The 15887-nt window shown below is 66.0% G+C and carries 19 protein-coding genes; 8 read left to right on the plus strand and 11 right to left on the minus strand.

The window, feature by feature from the left end; translation table 11 throughout:
* Window positions 1-147 precede the first annotated feature (147 nt).
* A complete protein-coding gene (ncsA, locus tag NKH51_RS11035; RefSeq protein ID WP_254761734.1) occupies window positions 148-1107 on the minus strand; it encodes a tRNA 2-thiolation protein NcsA in 960 nt (319 codons plus the stop codon).
* Window positions 1108-1238: 131 nt separating this feature from the next.
* Between ncsA and NKH51_RS11040 the strand changes: the two genes are divergently transcribed.
* Window positions 1239-1937 carry a hypothetical protein gene (locus tag NKH51_RS11040; protein WP_254761735.1) on the plus strand — a complete coding sequence of 233 codons (699 nt, stop codon included), beginning with the start codon at window positions 1239-1241 and terminating at the stop codon, window positions 1935-1937.
* A gap of 29 nt (window positions 1938-1966) precedes the next feature.
* On the opposite strand, the gene NKH51_RS11045 is transcribed toward NKH51_RS11040, so the two are convergent.
* Window positions 1967-2686 carry an alpha/beta fold hydrolase gene (locus NKH51_RS11045; RefSeq protein WP_254761736.1) on the minus strand — a complete coding sequence of 240 codons (720 nt, stop codon included), beginning with the start codon at window positions 2684-2686 and terminating at the stop codon, window positions 1967-1969.
* Between the two features lie 132 nt (window positions 2687-2818).
* Between NKH51_RS11045 and NKH51_RS11050 the strand changes: the two genes are divergently transcribed.
* The 3 genes from NKH51_RS11050 (at window position 2819) to NKH51_RS11060 (ending at window position 4276) form a co-directional block, all read left to right on the plus strand.
* Window positions 2819-3292, plus strand: coding sequence for a DUF4442 domain-containing protein (locus tag NKH51_RS11050; protein ID WP_254761737.1), 474 nt, complete (start codon window positions 2819-2821; stop codon window positions 3290-3292).
* Between the two features lie 93 nt (window positions 3293-3385).
* Window positions 3386-4075, plus strand: coding sequence for a DUF7095 family protein (locus NKH51_RS11055; protein ID WP_254761738.1), 690 nt, complete (start codon window positions 3386-3388; stop codon window positions 4073-4075).
* A 30-nt stretch (window positions 4076-4105) separates the two neighbouring features.
* Window positions 4106-4276 carry a helix-turn-helix domain-containing protein gene (locus NKH51_RS11060; RefSeq protein ID WP_256527528.1) on the plus strand — a complete coding sequence of 57 codons (171 nt, stop codon included), beginning with the start codon at window positions 4106-4108 and terminating at the stop codon, window positions 4274-4276.
* 33 nt (window positions 4277-4309) lie between these two features.
* On the opposite strand, the gene NKH51_RS11065 is transcribed toward NKH51_RS11060, so the two are convergent.
* The 6 genes from NKH51_RS11065 to NKH51_RS11090 all read right to left on the minus strand — a co-directional run bounded on the left by NKH51_RS11065 (window position 4310) and on the right by NKH51_RS11090 (window position 9915).
* Entirely contained in the window at window positions 4310-5098 is a 789-nt protein-coding gene (locus tag NKH51_RS11065) for an ABC transporter permease subunit (RefSeq protein ID WP_254761739.1), read from the minus strand.
* Complete coding sequence (locus NKH51_RS11070; RefSeq protein ID WP_254761740.1) at window positions 5091-6074, minus strand: ABC transporter ATP-binding protein; 984 nt, start codon at window positions 6072-6074, stop codon at window positions 5091-5093. The genes NKH51_RS11065 and NKH51_RS11070 overlap by 8 nt, the downstream gene beginning before the upstream one ends.
* Before the next feature lie 109 nt (window positions 6075-6183).
* Window positions 6184-6915 carry a GNAT family N-acetyltransferase gene (locus NKH51_RS11075; protein ID WP_254761741.1) on the minus strand — a complete coding sequence of 244 codons (732 nt, stop codon included), beginning with the start codon at window positions 6913-6915 and terminating at the stop codon, window positions 6184-6186.
* A 108-nt stretch (window positions 6916-7023) separates the two neighbouring features.
* On the minus strand, window positions 7024-7827 hold the full coding sequence (locus tag NKH51_RS11080) for a class I SAM-dependent methyltransferase (RefSeq protein ID WP_254761742.1): 804 nt from the start codon (window positions 7825-7827) through the stop codon (window positions 7024-7026).
* 76 nt (window positions 7828-7903) lie between these two features.
* Window positions 7904-8776, minus strand: coding sequence for a deoxyribonuclease IV (locus tag NKH51_RS11085; RefSeq protein WP_254765146.1), 873 nt, complete (start codon window positions 8774-8776; stop codon window positions 7904-7906).
* A 302-nt stretch (window positions 8777-9078) separates the two neighbouring features.
* Window positions 9079-9915 (minus strand): lipoate--protein ligase family protein, encoded by an 837-nt coding sequence (locus tag NKH51_RS11090; RefSeq protein ID WP_254761743.1) that lies wholly within the window; start codon window positions 9913-9915, stop codon window positions 9079-9081.
* Window positions 9916-10132: 217 nt separating this feature from the next.
* On the opposite strand from NKH51_RS11090, the gene NKH51_RS11095 reads away from it, so the two are divergent.
* A complete protein-coding gene (locus tag NKH51_RS11095) occupies window positions 10133-11041 on the plus strand; it encodes a serine/threonine-protein kinase RIO2 (RefSeq protein ID WP_254761744.1) in 909 nt (302 codons plus the stop codon).
* A gap of 228 nt (window positions 11042-11269) precedes the next feature.
* Here the strand turns inward: NKH51_RS11095 and NKH51_RS11100 are convergent, their stop codons facing one another.
* Window positions 11270-11989, minus strand: a complete 720-nt coding sequence (locus NKH51_RS11100) for a DUF7847 domain-containing protein (protein WP_254761745.1) — start codon at window positions 11987-11989, stop codon at window positions 11270-11272.
* Between the two features lie 289 nt (window positions 11990-12278).
* On the opposite strand from NKH51_RS11100, the gene NKH51_RS11105 reads away from it, so the two are divergent.
* From NKH51_RS11105 to NKH51_RS11115, 3 genes are all read left to right on the plus strand, one after another.
* On the plus strand, window positions 12279-12812 hold the full coding sequence (locus NKH51_RS11105) for a hypothetical protein (RefSeq protein WP_254761746.1): 534 nt from the start codon (window positions 12279-12281) through the stop codon (window positions 12810-12812).
* A 206-nt stretch (window positions 12813-13018) separates the two neighbouring features.
* Window positions 13019-13609 (plus strand): 50S ribosomal protein L15e, encoded by a 591-nt coding sequence (locus NKH51_RS11110; RefSeq protein ID WP_254761747.1) that lies wholly within the window; start codon window positions 13019-13021, stop codon window positions 13607-13609.
* A 156-nt stretch (window positions 13610-13765) separates the two neighbouring features.
* Window positions 13766-14197: a universal stress protein gene (locus tag NKH51_RS11115; protein ID WP_254761748.1), complete on the plus strand. Its 432-nt coding sequence runs from the start codon at window positions 13766-13768 to the stop codon at window positions 14195-14197.
* A 141-nt stretch (window positions 14198-14338) separates the two neighbouring features.
* Here NKH51_RS11115 and glmS read toward each other — a convergent pair whose 3' ends face one another.
* Entirely contained in the window at window positions 14339-14779 is a 441-nt protein-coding gene (gene glmS / locus NKH51_RS11120; protein WP_254761749.1) for a methylaspartate mutase subunit S, read from the minus strand.
* Window positions 14780-14971: 192 nt separating this feature from the next.
* On the minus strand, window positions 14972-15682 hold the full coding sequence (locus NKH51_RS11125) for a phosphoribosyltransferase family protein (RefSeq protein WP_254761750.1): 711 nt from the start codon (window positions 15680-15682) through the stop codon (window positions 14972-14974).
* Between the last annotated feature and the right edge of the window lie 205 nt (window positions 15683-15887).

Below are 15887 nucleotides of genomic sequence, written 5' to 3' on the forward strand. Positions count from 1 at the left end.
GTAGCACTCGAGACGAAGTCGTCTCTAAGAGGGACGAGACGCGTGTTTACGGCCGTATACGCGATTAAAAGCCGCGCTTCCGAGGCAACGCCGACGCCTCGAACGAACGGCTCGACGGATCGATATCGACGGCGAGAAGACGGGAGGTCAGACCAGCGACTCGAGCAGCGAACACTTCCGGCAGACCTCGCGGGTGGTCGTCGAGCCACACTCGACGCACTCCCGGAGGTCGGCACCGTCGTCGCCGGCGTAGCGCTGGGCGGCGATCTCGGCCAGTTCCTCGTACCCCGAGAGAATGGAGTGGCGCGTACCGGGATGGTTCTCCTCGAGGTCGTAGAGCAACTGCTGAATTTCGCCTCGATAGGCCTCGCTGGCGTGGGGACACTCGGTGATGTGGGCCGGGAGGTCCTCGACGTGGGCGTAGAGTGCGACCTCCTTTTCCGGCACGTCCCGCAGGGGCTTCGCGCGGGGGACGAACTCGTCTTGCTCCTCGCGATCGGAGAGCGGCCCCAGGCTGGCGTCGAAGTGTTTGGCGATCTGTTCGACGTCGCCCTCTAAGAAGTTCATCAGCGCGGTCTGGGCCTCGTCGTCCAGATTGTGGCCGGTCAGGAGGAGATCGGCCTCGAGTTCCTCCGCGTACTTCGAGAGGAGATCGCGTCGGAAGACGCCGCAGTACGCGCAGGCGGCCATGTTCTCGGGGTCGTCCTCGACGACCTCGTCCATGCGGACGCCGAACTCCTCCTCGTAGCTGACGAGTTCGTGGCGGATGCCCAACTCGTCACTGAGTTCGACGCAGGCCTCGACCGACTTGTCGCGGTAGCCCTCGATCCCTTCGTGGATCGTCAGCCCGACGAGTTCGATGCGGGGGTCCTCGGCGAACGTCTCGTGGAGGATTTGCGTGAGGACGACGCTATCCTTTCCTCCCGAGAGGCCGATCACCCAGGTCTGGGGATTCTCCGGCGTCGCGTCGTGGGGGACGAGGTCGTCCCGCCGGATTCGTCTCCGGACCCGCTTTTCGACCGACTCGCGGAAGTGGGCCGCACAGAGGTGGGACCCGGAGTAGGCGGCGTGCATGATCGCCTCCTCGTCGCACCGGTTGCAGTCCATCGCGGTCACGTTGCCGTCGGACGCGTATGTCCGTTTCGTCTCTCCGCCTCGCCGCGGGTCGAACGGTGCCGACACGGCGGCTGACCCGTATCGATCGAAACCTATTCCGGCCGCCCGTGCGACACCGACGCATGGAGATCTACGACAGGACGCCGTCGACGGGCTTCGAACGGATCGACGCGTTCGACGGCGGCTTCGGCTGGCTCGCTCATCCCGACGAGGCCGGGCTGCGAGCGAGCCACGCCGTGCGCGGCGACGCGGGCGGCGTCTGGCTCTTCGATCCGCTCGAGGCCCCCGGGATCGACGCGGAGATCGACGCGTTCGGCGACGTGGCGGGCGTCGTCGTCTGCTCGGCCTACCACACCCGCGACGCCGACCGGTTCGCCCGGCGGTTCGACGCGCCCGTCTACGTCCCGACGTGGCTTGGCCGCGTCTCGAAGCGGCTCGAGGCGCCACTCGAGCGCTTCGACGGCGATCTCGAGCGATCGGGGTTCGCGGTCCGCGAGGTGAGCCCGCTGCCGGGCTGGTCGGAAGCGATCGCCTATCGGCGGTCGGACGGGACGCTGTACGTGCCCGACCTCCTCGGGACCGCGCCGCCGTATCTGGCGGGCGACGAGCGACTCGCGGTCTACCTGCTCCTCCGGCCGGTCGTTCCGACGAGCGCGTTCGAAGGGATCGCGCCCGAACGGATCCTCCTCGGACACGGGACCGGCGTCTTCGTCGACACCGCGAGCCACCTCGCCGAGGCGCTCGAGACGGCACGACGGCGCTTTCCGCGCGCCCTGCTCGAGGGTGGATCGCAGTTGCGCGCACTGGTCGACGCGCTCTGAGAGCGCTCGATGGCCGCTTTTCGAACGCGTCAGGCCGGCACCGTCGGCCGCTCCTCGACGGCGTCGGAGCCGTCCTCGAGAGCGGCAAGCAGGAGGTCGACGGAGCGCTCGCGGGCGGCAGAAGAGAACAGTTCGTGGCCGCCGTCGTAGAGGACGACGTGGGCGGCAGGGACCCGCTCCCCGATCGGTTGGAGATCGACGACGGGATCGCGCAGCGAGCAGAAGACGACCGCGTCGTGGTCGATCGTCAGCAGGTCCCGCTGGGCGCGGCGGGTCTCCCGGACGAACGCCGGGGAGACCCAGGAGGGCGTCGTCGCGATCTGGTGGTCGGTCGCCAGTTCGCCCAGCGCCTCCCTGTCGAGGTCGCCGATCGGTAGACACGGGAACGTGGTCGGCACCGCCGACACCGCCTCGAGCACCGGGTCGGGAAAACCCTCGCCGTAGCCCCACCACGGGCTCAGATAGACGTGATTGTCCGCGCCGTCTAGGGCCTGAGCGATCAGCGCGCCGGCGCTGTGACCGAGCAACTGGTAGCCGTCGAGATCGCGGACGTACTCGGCGACGGGCTCGAGCCAGTCGGCTTTGAAATCGTCGATGTTGGTGGGGAGCTCGAACGCGTGGACGCGGTAGTCGGCCTCAGTCAGCGTCCCGAGGAGCCAGCTGACGTTCTCGTGGGTCCAGCGGTTCCCCCAGCCCATGACGAAGACGAGGTCCTCGTCGCCGTCGTCGTTGAAGATCCGGTGTCGCATGGGAGGGCGTTCACCGGGCGACGGTAAAAATCTGCGCTCCTGACACAACTCCTGCCGATGCGAGCCGTTCAACGGTCGCCCACGCGCCCGTCGTTTGCCAACGGCTTTCGTCGCGCTCGATCGAATCGCCGTATGCTCGAGTCCCTACGCGCTCGGCTCTATCGAATCGGGTTCAATCTCTTTCCGGCCTACCGCGGGACCGGCGCTCGCGTCACCCACATCGCGTCGGACTGGTCGGAGATTCGGGTGAAACTCCCCCTGAGCTGGCGGACCCGCAACTACGTGGGGACGATCTTCGGCGGCAGCATGTACGCCGCCGTCGACCCGTTCTACATGATGCTGCTCCTGAAGAACCTCGGGGACGGCTACGTCGTCTGGGACAAGGAAGCCGAGATCCGCTTCAAAAAGCCCGGTCGAGAGACGCTGTACGCGACGTTTACGATCACCGACGAGGAGCTCGCGGCGATCCGCGCCGAACTCGCAGCCGACGACACCGACTCCGTCGACCGCCACTACACGGTCGACCTCGTCGACGCCGAGGGAACCGTCCACGCGACCGTTCGGAAGACCGTCTACGTGACGACGGACCGATCCAAAGGGGTCTGAGGAGCCACGTGCTGAAGACGGGCGGCGTCGAGCTTCCACACCCTCGAGACGCGACGGGAAACCGTTTTGCGACTCGAGGTCCCAGCACAGCTAATGAGCGACTTCGACCGGGCAGCGGCGGTCGGCCGTCTCGAGCGCCTCGTCGACACCGTCGCGAACGATCGGCTGCCGGTCCCCGTCCGCGAGGTGTGGGCGTTCGGCGACATCGCGCTCGGTCTCGATCCGGTCGAGCGACTGGACGTCTACGTGACGAAGGACATCTTGCTGCGCGACGACAGCGAGCCGACCGACTCGAGCGCCGACGGCAACGCGACGGACCCACACGAGCGGTTCCGCGAGTCCCACGGCATCGAGGGCGTCGGCAAATCGGTCCGAGCCGACTGGGCCCGCGAGCATCCCGACGACCTCCAGGCGAACGCGAACGGCCACGCCGCCCCCGAGCAGTGTCTCGCGGCCCACCTCCTCGAGGACGACGAACCCGTCCACCTCGAGGTCTGTAACGCATCGTTCGAGGACAATGTCACGCAGCGGCTTCGCGGGGCGCAGCTTCGCGAGGACTACACCCAATTGCTCGATCCGCGCGGGGTCTGTCTCTGGGCGGAGGGGACCAGAAGTGACGGGGCGTTCCGGAAGCTCCGCGAGGGCGAACTCGCCTTGCCGACGCTGTCGGCGGCCCTCGAGATGCTCGGCTTAGACGGCGACGAGGCCGAAACTGCGGCACGGGAACTCCACGCCTGGCGCGACCGACAGGACGGCGTGACGGTCCGCGGCGACGTGGTCTGACGCCGTCTCACTCCGCACCTCGTTCCGTTCCTGCGTCCTGCAGCCGTCGAGACCGGTTACCTCGACATTCCGCGGTCGTGTTCGCTGGCTGAGCTCGGCGATCGATTCGACATCTCGCCGAACGCGGCCTTCGAACGGTTCCGTCGGGGAGTCAAAGCGCTCGTCGAGAACACGGTACATCCGGACGACCGAGCGTCGTAAGTCCCGCCGACGACCGAAACGAACGCGAGGGAGTCAGTCGATGTCCGTGCGCGTAAACCACACCTGCGCGACGACGAGCAACGCGACGGTCATCGCGATCAGGATGCCCGCGCCGGCGAAATCGTACCTACCCTCGAGCAGGATCGCGTTCGGGTCGTAGTAGCGCATGGGTGCGATCGCGCCGAGGACTTCGGCGTCGGTCCCGGTCAGCAGCGACTCCGAGAGGAACAGCGCGAACGTGACGCCGAGGGCGACCCGCTGGGCGATCGCCGCCCGGTCGACGGCGACCGAGGCCAGCAGGCCGATCCCGGCGCAGGCGAACAGGTAGGGGATCGACAGCAGGTGGACCGCGAGCACGTCCGCGACGGCCAGCGGTTCGTCGATCAACTCGGCGCCGACGAGGACGACGATCGGCGGCAGGAGGTTCGCGCCGACGATCGGGACGGCCATCGAACCGAATCGCTCGCCGACCAGTCGGCGACGGGAGATCGGCATCGCGAGCAGCACGTCCATCCGACCGCGATCGACGTCGTCGGCGATCACGCCCGCCGTGCTGTAGGCCAGATACAGTCCGAGCAGGATCACCCAGCCGAACGTGTAGAGTTCGAACGAGAGGAAGCCGCCGAGACTGGCCATCGTCTGAATCCCCATGATCTGCAGGATCGGCTCCGGGTAGGCGGAGATAAACTGGTCCAGATCGATCTCGGCCGCAAAGGACGGGTAGACCCAGACGACCATCGCGGCGAGCAGGGAGAGCCCGACCGAGAGGTAGACGCTGCCGCGAACCCGCCGCCGGCCGTCGTACCGGGTCAGTTCAAACATCGTCGTCACCTCCGACGGCGTCCGACGCGTCGACGCCGGCGGCCACGCGATCGTCGCGTGACTCCCGGTCGTCAGCGTTCTCGCCGCCGTAAAACCGCATGAATACCTCCTCGAGCGGCGCTTCCTCGATCGAGAGGTCGATTAGCCGGTACTCCCGGAGCGCCGCGAGCAGGTCGTTGACGTCGCCGGTGAACGTGAACGCGTACTCGTGGTCCGCGCTCGGCCCGGCGTCGACCTCGGCAGCGAGATCGTGGACGCCGTCGATCTCGAGGTCGCCGATCGGGACCGGCTCCGCGGCGTGTAAGCGGACGAGTTTGCCGCTCCGGTTTAGCAGCGATTCGACCGGCTCGACCGTGACCAGCCGGCCGTCCCGGATGATGCCGACCCGGTCGCACAGCTTCCGCACCTCGCTCAAGATGTGCGAGGAGAAAAACACCGTCAGGCCGCGCTCGCGTTCGGCCCGGACGAACTCCGTGAATCGCTGCTGGAGCAGGGGGTCCAGCCCGCTGGTCGGCTCGTCTAAGATCACCAGCTCGGGGTCGTGCATGAACGTCGTCACGAGCCCCAGTTTCTGGACGTTCCCCCGCGAGTAGTCCCGAACCTCGCGGTCGAGCGGCGGCTCGAACAGCTCGAGCAGTTCGTCGCTGCGCTCGTCGCCCTTGATCGAGCCGTGCAGATCGATGATCTCGCGGCCGGTCGCCGTCTCGTCGAACGCCGGGCTGTCAGGGAGGTAGCCCAGTGCTCGCTTGGCCTCGAGCAGGGCACCCTCGTCGGTCACGTCGTGGCCCAGCAGCCGGGCCGTCCCGGCGGTTGGCGACAGAAACCCCAGCAGCGTCCGGATCGTCGTCGTTTTCCCCGCACCGTTCGGGCCGAGGTAGCCGAAAATCTCGCCGCGCTCGACGTCGAACGTGACGCCGTCGTTGGCGAGTACCTCCCCGAAATCCTTCGTCAGTCCCTCGAGTTCGATCGCGGCCATACGCTCGTTTCACGCGGAGGGCATATCTGCGTGGCGGGTAGTTCCAATCCGTGGCGACCCGGCCGGTCGCGATCGAGTGGGACGAAAAAAGTCGGTCGCGCGGGGCCGCTCACAGCATGACGCCCATCATCTGTTCGGCGACGTAGTTACCGTCGATCTTGTAGTGGGCCTGCCGAATGGCCTCGGTCTCCCAGCGGTGGTCCTCGAGGAACCGGACGGCGTCCTGGTTCGTCGCGGGGACGCTCTGATAGACCTTCTCGTAGCCGTTCGAGTCGGCCCACTTGAGCCCGCGCTCCATCAGTTGGCTGCCGATCCCGTGGCCGCGATACTCCTCGAGGACGCCCATCGTGAGTTCGGCGGTGTGGGCGAGTTTCTCGAAGTTGGGCGAGCGGAGGTGGACCCAGCCGACGACCTCGTCGTCGACGGTGGCGACGAAGAAGATCCGGGATTCGATGTCGTTGTGCCGAAAGACGACCTCCTCGCGGTCGAGCAAGTCGACGACGGTCTCCGCGACGAGGTAGTCGTTCTCCTCGGCGACCTCGCGCATCACGCTGACGAGCCCCCGCAGGTCGCTCTGCTCGGCTGGCCGGATCGTGAACGTGAGTCCCTCGATCGTGTGCTCCGTCTCCGCACCGGTCTCGATCGCGATCCGAAGGAGGCCGTCGTCGGACTCGAGATAGCCGTCGGCCTCGAGCGCGGCGATCGACTCCGTCAGTCGGCGGGACTCCATCGAGAACGCCGCCTCGAGGTCGTCGGTGGTGACGGCGCCGTTTCGTTCGACGTAGTCGTAGAGCCGTTCCTGTGCGTCGGTTTCGAACCGGGGTTTTTCGATCGCCTGCATGGGCAGTTGGTTCACCGGCCTCGCATTTAGAGATTGTCAGGTGTTACCATCCAACACAGTACGCGTCGCAGACAGACTGCCGCGGTTCCCGTGGGTCGTCGTCAGAAGCTACGACTCCGAAATCCGGCCGACGGTCACGTGAAACGGGACGACCTCCTCGCGGCGGTACTCGCGGTCGCGCATCTGCTCGATCACGTCCCGCCCCATCTCGCGCCACGAGCCACGGAGGGCGTCGTACTCGCCCTCGGACAAGTCGCCCGCGAGCATCGTCTCCCGATCGTCGGCCAGCCCGTCGCCGGTTGCCTTTCGGCGGGCAGCGGTCAGTTCCCCTTCGCTGTACGGCGGTTCGACCGTTCGAACGTGATCGTACCGGCGGGTCGCCAGCACCTCGAGCCCCGCCGTCTCGAACGCCGTGCGGGCGTCGGCACCCAGCGCCACGTCGGTATTCACGCCGTCGAGATACGCCCGCCGCGCCCGGCGCTCGAGGTCGCCTTCCGCGTCGACGCTCGAGTCGATTTCGACGGCGGCATTGTCGGGTTCGACGGCCGCGACGAGGTCCGTCGAGACACGGGCGAACTCGGCGACGGCGGCCGCGGGGTCGGGGAGGTTAATCAGCAAGGCCTGACAGACGACGAGATCGACTGCGTCGTCGGAAAACGGCAGTCGGAGGGCGTCGCCCGCGACGACGGGGACGTGCTCGGCGGCGGCCGAAAGCAGGTCGGGATCGGCATCGCAGCCGATCACTTCGCCCGGCGACTCCGCGGCCAGGACTCGACTCAACTCGCCGGTCCCACAGCCAACGTCGAGAATCCGGTCGCGAGCGTCGAGGGCCAGCGGCTCGAGGGCCGCCCGAGAGTCGGCCCACATCCCCTCGCGGGTCCGCTCGAGGTAGGATTCCGAGAACTCGCGCACGGGTTCGAGTACCGGCAGCGCGGGTGAAAAACGGGTCGATTTCTCGAGAGGGCGGTGAGTCGGGCGGTCGGCTCGGTTACTCGTCGTCGCGCAGTTCTCGGACCTTCTCGATGTTCCACGCGAAGCCGCGGCCGTCCTCCGTCGGTGTCTCGAGCGCGAAGGGCAGGTCCCGCAGGTCGGGGTGGTTCACGATCGCGCGCATGCCGTCCTCGCCGATGTAGCCCTCGCCGATGTGGGCGTGCTCGTCCTTGTGGGTACCCACGTCGTGTTTCGAGTCGTTGAGGTGGATGTACTCGAGGTACTCGAGGCCCACCACGTCGTCGAACCGACCGACCGTCTCGTCGACGGCTTCGGGCGTCGTCAGGTCGTTGCCCGCGACGAGCGTGTGGGCGGTGTCGATGCAGATGCCGATATCCGTTTCGGTGCGGTCGATGATCCCCGCGAGGTGGTCGAACTCGCCGCCGAGTTTCGTTCCGCTGCCCGCGTCGGATTCGATGAGGATCTGGACGTCCTCGGGCACCTCGAGGTCGTCGATGACGCCCGCGGCGTTGTCCAGTCCGCCTTCGACGCCCGCGCCAGTGTGGGCCCCGAGGTGGACGTTGACGTACGGGACGCCGAGGCGGTCGGCGGCGTCGAGTTCGGCCTGCATGCTCTCCATCGATTTCCGCCGGAGGTCCTCCTTGGGAGTACAGAGGTTCACGAGGTACGCCGAGTGGATCACCCACGGCCCCTCGAGTTCCTCGTCGGTCGCGTCTCGAAAGCCCTCGGCGGCCTCGCCGCCGATTTCGGGCTGGGCCCAGACCTGCGGCGAGGTCGTGAATATCTGCCCGCAGTTGCCGCCGAAGGCGCGCTGGCGGTGGACCGCGTTGCGGATGTCGTCGTACGGCGGCGTCTCCTCGTCCGAGGAGACGCGCGAGCCGGAGATCGAAACGTGTGCGCCAACCTTCATCGTCATGGATTCCCGTCAGTAGCGGGTCGTGATAGGTACTTCGGAGCGACCCGACGCTCGGTCGGAACAGGGGTCGACGGGCGGATCGAAGCAGACTGGTGTCTCGTTTCAAAAGCGGTCGGGCGAACGGTTCGCGTGGCAACAGGGGATTTCCACACCCTCCCCAGCCGATTCGCTCACTACCTTCGCACATCCCTCGCGCGGATTCGCGCGACGGTTCGCCAGTAGCGAACCGTCACACAGCACGCGCCACCGCGGTAGTCACTCGAGCTACGTCCGGGCCGACGGCCGAACGGCGATGGTCACTGATCGTCCGCCTCGAGCACGTCTCGCTCCCGGACCCACGCGTCACTGGCGAACTTCCGCGCGGCGAGATCGCGGGCGGCCTCGAGTTCGTCCGTCCGCCACGTCGCTTCCGCGGCGTCACACCAGTCGCGAAGCGCTCCCGAAATCGCGTCGACGGCCGTCTCGCGGTCGATTCCCGCCTCGTCGCGGATGCTGGTCACGCGGTCGGTGAACGTCGACTCCGAGAGGTCAGCGTCGAAGACGCCCACGTGTTTCCGGGGCTCGAGCGCGTAGCTGATCGAGCCGTGCTGGATGACGACATCGCGCTGGCGGTACTGGGCGTTCCCGCTGATCTTCTTCGCCTGCGTGCCCGCCCCCGCTGGCGCGACGATGTCGTGTGCCGGGTTGATATCGCGCAGGTAGCACGACGGCCGGTAGATCGCGTCTCGTTCGGCCGTCGCGAAATCGGCGTCGACGCCCATCCGATCGAACGCCGCGAGGATCGGCTCGCAGAACAGTTCGTAACAATCCATCAGATCGCCGGGGACCTCGTCGGCCGGAGCGACGATCGTATAGGAGATGTCCGCATAGCGGTCGTGATAGATGCCGCCGCCGCCGGTCTGGCGGCGCGTGACATCGATTCCCTCTCGCTCGCAAAACGCCCAGTCGACCGTGTCGGCGTCCTGTCGATACCCCAGCGAGAGCGTGCTCGGCTCCCACGGATAGGTTCTGACGGTTCGGACATCGTCCTCGAGCGCCGTTCGCGCGGCGACCTCCTCGAGCGCCATCTGGGTCGCCCCGTCGCGGGGTTCGTCTCGAATCAGCCGCCACTCCCGGTCGGCCAGCGTGGTCATGGTCGATTCAACGCGAACGAGATGGAAAGCGATTCCGACGGCGACGGCGTTTCGTATAGCGCTGGTCGCTTTATTCGAAGGAGCGGGCCACCTCGATCGGCCGGTAGCGCGACCACGAATCGGAGCGCGAGAGCGGGTCGGCCGTGATGCGTCCGTATCAATCCCTGCACCGGCCTTCGTCACGCTGTTTTTACGTACCCGCGGGCTACCGACTCGTATGGTGCGAAACGTCGCCGGATTGCTTCCGGAACTCGAGACGGAAGACTTCTATCTCCTCTCGGGGGTCGAACAGGGGATGCGCTTCTCCGAGTGGGTCCAACGCGAGAAGCTCCCGAAGTTCGCGGATCTGTCCGAAGAAGAGGTCGACTACCGCCTCGAGCGCTGTCTCAAGCGCGGACTGGTCGAGAAAAAGACGATCCAGTACGAGGGCTATACCCTCCAGTTCGAGGGGTACGACACGCTGGCGCTGCGAGCCTTCGTCGAACAGGACACGATCTCGGAGTTCGGCTCGCCGCTTGGCGTCGGCAAGGAAAGCGACGTCTACGAGGTCAAGTCCTACAAACCGCTGGCGCTGAAATATCACCGCGAGGGGTATACGAACTTCCGGGAAGTCCACAAGGAACGCGATTACACGTCCGACAACGACCACGTCTCCTGGATGTACACCGCCCGGAAGGCCGCCGAACGCGAACACGGCATCCTCGAGGAGCTCTATCCCGACGTGTCGGTCCCCCAGCCGATCGGCCAGAACCGCCACGCCATCGTCATGGAGAAGATGGACGGCGTCGAACTCTCGCGGACCCGGCTCGAGGACGACCAGGTGCTGGGCGTCCTCGACCTGCTGATCTCGGAACTCTCGCGCGCGTACGCGAAAGGGTACGTCCACGCGGACATGAGCGAGTACAACGTCTTCGTCGACGAGGCGGGCGTGAAGATTTTCGACTGGCCCCAGGCGGTTCCGACCGACCACGAGAACGCCGATGAGTTCCTCCGGCGCGACCTGACGAACATCGTGGGCTACTTCCGCCGTAAGTACCCCCAGCACGTCCCCGACGACCTTTCGAGCGACGAACTGGCGGTGGCGATCGCTGACGATTCGTTCGAGACGGTCGCGGACTTCGTCTGAGACCGATCGCCGTCTGATAGCGAGTACTCGAGGGAATTCGACCTCACCCGGGCAACGATTTCTGTTCGTCGCCGAATAGCGGCTCGCAACGTGTTCTCGAGTACGGTCGGATAGGTGTAGTATCCGGTATTCGCCCCCATATACCGAATATCGATATATCAAATGGGGGTGTACGTAGCTCGGAAAAACAGCGGTCGTTCGCTCGAGCGATGGCTGCTCGTAGACCGCTCAGGCGGGCGTTCCGGCGGATCCGGGCTGCGGATCGGTCTCGACGGGGTGCTCGAGGCCGCGGAGCTGGTCGTACGCGCGGGCGGTAGTCGCGAGGGAGTAGACCGTGACGGCCGCGGCGACGAGTTGCGTGAGGACCACTCCGGCCACGTCCCCGAGGAAGACTGCCGGAACGACGGCGGTGGCGTTGACCAGGACACCGAGCGTGACGACGGCGAGGCCAAGCCCGAACAGGCGGAGGCGGCTGCCCTTGGTCAACCCCCAACTGCTGCGGAACGCCTGGACGAAGTTCTGGTCTTCGACTGCGACGAAGACGCCCCAGTAGTAGAGGGCCACGAGCAAGAACAGCCCCGGCACGAGCAGGAAGAGGCTGCCGAAGGCGACGAGCAACACGAAAACGATCGTACCGACGAAGGCGTTGAGCGTGGCCATTCCGAGCCGGCGGCGGCGGAACTCTCGAGGGATCGTCTCCGTCTCGTCGGACACGAAGGTCCGAAGCGCGACGACGACGGCGGCGACTGTGACGAGCCCGATAGCGAACGACAGTAGGCCCCCGACGAGACCGGCGAGGCCGGACACGGGCTCCCCGTTGAACCCGGTCGGGACGACGAGCGCGTTCAGTACGGCGAGCACAGCAAATACGGCGACGAAGACGAGTCCGTTGCGTTCGGTGGAACGGGAGAACCCGTCGGTCATCGCGTCGATGATGCTAAAGACCATAGAAGTAGTACGCGCCCGGAGAAGATATACACAATACACCAATAGATGTCAGAAGTTCCGATGGTACAGAGGCCGTGAGCGCCGAAAAGCGAGCGATCAAATGTGTTTGATATCTTATTCAACGCCATCGACGGCGGCGCAATGGAGAAACTCCCGACCAGTAGTGATCACGGCTGCGAGTCGGAGACTCGAGCGAAGACGAACGCCGAAACGACACTATCGTTCGATCGACTCTCACGGAAACGGGTCGATGGTGACATTGATCCGACTCCTGTCCGTAGCTCCAGCTATGGGTGTTAATAACACGCATAAACTAGACGGCGTCGGCATCTGGGGCGGCGGCCTCGCGGGCGGGCTGGTCGGCGGGATCGCCATGGGGTTGGTCCTCCACCTCGGCGGGAACCAGATCGAACTGTTGGGCGGGCTCGCGGCCGAGCCCGAGATGGCGATCGGCGTCGGCTGGACCATCCACCTGATGCTGAGCATCGCGTTCGGACTGCTGTTCGCCGCACTCGTCTCGAGGCAGGCGATCCAGAACCAGATCGACGGGTTCAGCGACTACGTCATCGCCGGCCTCGTCTTCGGCACGGTCATCGGGCTCTTTGCCGGCGGCGTCGTGTTCCCGCTGGCGATGAATCGAGCCGGCGTGGCGACGCTGCCGCTGCCCTACCTCCCGATTTCGGGGCCGGCGGCGGAGCTGTTCAGCGCGCTCCTGTTCGGCCTCGGTCACCTCGTCTACGGGCTCGTTCTGGGGACCGTCTTCGCGGCGGTCAACGGCGTCACGCCGAGGGGGGTGCGCGAGAGGGTGCCGCTCGTGCGGTGAGCCGGCCACCCCGTCGGCACCGCCGCAGCGAGTCGCGCTCGCGGAGTTCGAAGCGCTTATACTCGAGAGTTGGGAAGAAAGGGTAGACTCGCTGGTTCGCGGGCATCAGCGGGCACCTGTACGACGCCTCGTCACAGGTCGGGATGTGATCCGCGGGGGTCGGCCCCGGTCTGGATTGAACCAGGAAACGCCCGCGGGTGAAGACAATGGCAAAGAGCTTCTATTCCCACATCAAGGACGCATGGAAAGACCCCGACGACGGAAAGCTCGGGGAGCTGCAGTGGCAGCGCAAGCAGGAGTGGCGCAAGCAGGGCGCGATCGAGCGGATCGACCGCCCGACGCGACTCGACAAAGCGCGCGAACTCGGCTACAAGGCCAAGCAGGGCATCGTCGTGACTCGGGTCTCGGTCCGGAAAGGGACCGCCCGAAAGCAGCGACACAAAGCCGGTCGGCGCTCGAAGCGCCAGGGCGTCAACCGCATCGGACGGCGCAAGAATATCCAGCGCATCGGTGAGGAGCGCGTCTCCCGTAAGTACCCCAACCTGCGCGTGCTCAACAGCTACTGGGTCGGGGAAGACGGCTCGCAGAAGTGGTTCGAAGTGATCCTCGTCGATCCGAACCACCCCGCGATCGAGAACGACGACGATCTGAACTGGATCTGTGACGACGCCCACCAGAACCGCGCGTTCCGCGGGCTCACCAACGCCGGCAAGGCAAACCGCGGCCTCAACAACCGCGGCAAGGGCGCCGAGAAGGTCCGCCCGTCCAACACCGGCGGCCAGGGCCGCGCGAAGTAACGATATCGCCAACGGGCGAACGCACGCACCGATTTTTCGCGAGTCGCTCCGAGAGAGGGAGCACGGCCGATCGAACACCGTCGGGTACCGCGGCGTCGGTCCCGCCGATCCGGTCCGAGAGGTGGACTTATTCCGCGGGCGGACGTATCACTGCGCATGACACGGCACGTCCTCGTAGCGGTTGACGACTCGGCACAGTCGACTGCGGCGCTCGAGTTCGCCTGTACGGAGTATCCGGACGCGACGATCACCGCGCTGTACGTTCTCGACCCCGGTGACTTCTACGCCGTCGGCGGCGTCGAAGGGACCGCGATCAACTACGACGAGGTACAGGGCCATCACGAGGAGCGCGCCGAGGGGATTCTGGACGATGCACGGGAACAGGCCGCCGAACACGGCCTCGAGATCGAGACCGATCACGTCATCGGCGGCGTCTCACGGTCGATCGTCGACTACGCCGACGAGCAGGATATCGACCACATCGTGGTCGGCAGCCACGGCCGAACCGGCGCGAGCCGCATTCTGCTTGGCAGCGTCGCCGAGACGGTCGCCCGCCGGTCGCCGGTTCCGGTGACGATCGTCCGGTAACGGACACACTTCGTTCGGTCGAGGGTCGCGAGTCGGGAGACGGCTCCTCGAGCGTGAACGCCGAACCGTGATCGGTCACGACGCGTAGCAAGCCAGCGGCTACGCGTTCGAAGAGCTACGAGAAGGCGCGACGCGGGTCGATTACGCCGAGACGGTCTGGCTCTCCTGTTCGGTCGAGCGCATGTCCAGATCGGCCTTCAGGGCCTCGATGGCCTCCTCCGGATCGGTCTCGGAGTCGAAAACCCGGTCGAAGCCCATCTTCCGGAAGAACGATCGAGTTTCCTCGAAGTCGTCCTGTCCGACCGCGAGGTTGCCGCCGATGTAGGTGGTGACATCGAGGTCGGCCGCCGCGATCCGCTGGTGGAAGCCCTCGCAGTCCTGCTTGGCGTGGCCGTAGAGCGACGAGACGAGTACAGCCTCGGCGTCGTTGGCGGACGCGGCTTCAACGAACTCCTCCTGAGAGCTCTGAACCCCCAGGTTGACGACGTCGAATCCGGCTGCCTCCAGCGCCTGTTCCAGGATGGTGATCCCAACGACGTGGGCGTCCGACCCGATCACGCCGAGGATGACTGTCTTCGTCATGTGCGTACCACCACTAACTGCCGGGACCACCATAAACCTAATGATTAATAATGTGCCAACCATTCACACGGTTCCCCTCCGGCGATTAGTTGACGGTTCTCGGCCGACGAGTCGCTCGAGAAGTCGTCCGTCGGCTTCGGCGAGCGATCGGCGGCCGATCGTTTCGGCGACGCCCGAAACGCGAGTCAGTCGTCAAACGCTCGTGAGCGCGCCGACTGGCGCGTCGGTTCGCTCGCGCGCGCGGTCGATTCCGTCCTCGCCGGCTGCGATGAGCGCGAAGACGCCGACGACGTCGGCGTCGGCGGTGTGAGCGATGTCTAACAGGAGTTCCTGGGTCTCGCCGGATCGGATGAGATCGTCGACGACCAGCACCGATTCGCCGGGACCGATGGCCGACGCGGGGAGGTAGTAGGTGAGTTCGATCCCCGACTGGAGTCGCTGGCGAGCCTCGATGAACTCCTCGACGGCGGTCTCCTTGCGTTTTTTCGCGTAGGCACAGCGGACGCCGTAGTAGCTCGCGAGCGCGGCCGCGAGCGTGATCCCGTCGGTCGCGGCCGTGAGGACGACATCCGGGCGGTCGAAATCGAAGCCGTTGGCCACGACCGGCGCTGCGAGATCGAGAAACGGCTGGTCGAAGACGGTCGCGCTGTTGTCGACGTATCCCTCGTCGTCGACGCTGATCCGCGCGTCGAGTTCCGCGGCCAGCGCCTCCCGGCCGAGGTCCTCGACGACCTCGCGCGCGCGGTCGGTTCCCGGGAGGACGTGTCCGTTGACGTACCGGTTGAGATCGCCCGCCGGGAGCCCCGTCGTCTCCGCGAGTTCGTCGTAGGTCCGCGTCTCCTTCAACATCCGCAACACGTCGACGGCCCGCAGCTGGAGGGCTGCTTTCTCGGCTCTGTTCATACCGATATGCACGATTCCGCAAGTATGGGTATTGCGATCGAAGCTGTGCCGTTGATAACCACAGACATGTGTTGTCCGCGGCGGCCACAGTCGAGTCGACTCGAAACACACACGCCTGTGGTCGTTGCGAGTCCCCACCCTTCCATGGATTTCGTCACGCTCGAGGCACCATAACTGTAGAACAACGCCGAAAAGGCGGTCGCCA

Source organism: Natrinema marinum (genome assembly GCF_024296685.1).
Taxonomy (GTDB): domain Archaea; phylum Halobacteriota; class Halobacteria; order Halobacteriales; family Natrialbaceae; genus Natrinema; species Natrinema marinum.

Bases quoted from the DNA above. Each gene is read 5' to 3' on its own strand.
- glmS (WP_254761749.1), bottom strand. From the start codon at position 14,779: ATGACGAAGACAGTCATCCTCGGCGTGATCGGGTCGGACGCCCACGTC.
- NKH51_RS11125 (WP_254761750.1), bottom strand. From the start codon at position 15,682: ATGAACAGAGCCGAGAAAGCAGCCCTCCAGCTGCGGGCCGTCGACGTG.
- NKH51_RS11085 (WP_254765146.1), bottom strand. From the start codon at position 8,776: ATGAAGGTTGGCGCACACGTTTCGATCTCCGGCTCGCGCGTCTCCTCG.
- NKH51_RS11045 (WP_254761736.1), bottom strand. From the start codon at position 2,686: ATGCGACACCGGATCTTCAACGACGACGGCGACGAGGACCTCGTCTTC.
- NKH51_RS11110 (WP_254761747.1), top strand. From the start codon at position 13,019: ATGGCAAAGAGCTTCTATTCCCACATCAAGGACGCATGGAAAGACCCC.
- NKH51_RS11075 (WP_254761741.1), bottom strand. From the start codon at position 6,915: ATGCAGGCGATCGAAAAACCCCGGTTCGAAACCGACGCACAGGAACGG.
- NKH51_RS11050 (WP_254761737.1), top strand. From the start codon at position 2,819: ATGCTCGAGTCCCTACGCGCTCGGCTCTATCGAATCGGGTTCAATCTC.
- NKH51_RS11040 (WP_254761735.1), top strand. From the start codon at position 1,239: ATGGAGATCTACGACAGGACGCCGTCGACGGGCTTCGAACGGATCGAC.
- NKH51_RS11090 (WP_254761743.1), bottom strand. From the start codon at position 9,915: ATGACCACGCTGGCCGACCGGGAGTGGCGGCTGATTCGAGACGAACCC.
- NKH51_RS11100 (WP_254761745.1), bottom strand. From the start codon at position 11,989: ATGGTCTTTAGCATCATCGACGCGATGACCGACGGGTTCTCCCGTTCC.
- NKH51_RS11115 (WP_254761748.1), top strand. From the start codon at position 13,766: ATGACACGGCACGTCCTCGTAGCGGTTGACGACTCGGCACAGTCGACT.
- NKH51_RS11065 (WP_254761739.1), bottom strand. From the start codon at position 5,098: ATGTTTGAACTGACCCGGTACGACGGCCGGCGGCGGGTTCGCGGCAGC.
- NKH51_RS11055 (WP_254761738.1), top strand. From the start codon at position 3,386: ATGAGCGACTTCGACCGGGCAGCGGCGGTCGGCCGTCTCGAGCGCCTC.
- ncsA (WP_254761734.1), bottom strand. From the start codon at position 1,107: ATGGACTGCAACCGGTGCGACGAGGAGGCGATCATGCACGCCGCCTAC.
- NKH51_RS11105 (WP_254761746.1), top strand. From the start codon at position 12,279: ATGGGTGTTAATAACACGCATAAACTAGACGGCGTCGGCATCTGGGGC.
- NKH51_RS11095 (WP_254761744.1), top strand. From the start codon at position 10,133: ATGGTGCGAAACGTCGCCGGATTGCTTCCGGAACTCGAGACGGAAGAC.
- NKH51_RS11070 (WP_254761740.1), bottom strand. From the start codon at position 6,074: ATGGCCGCGATCGAACTCGAGGGACTGACGAAGGATTTCGGGGAGGTA.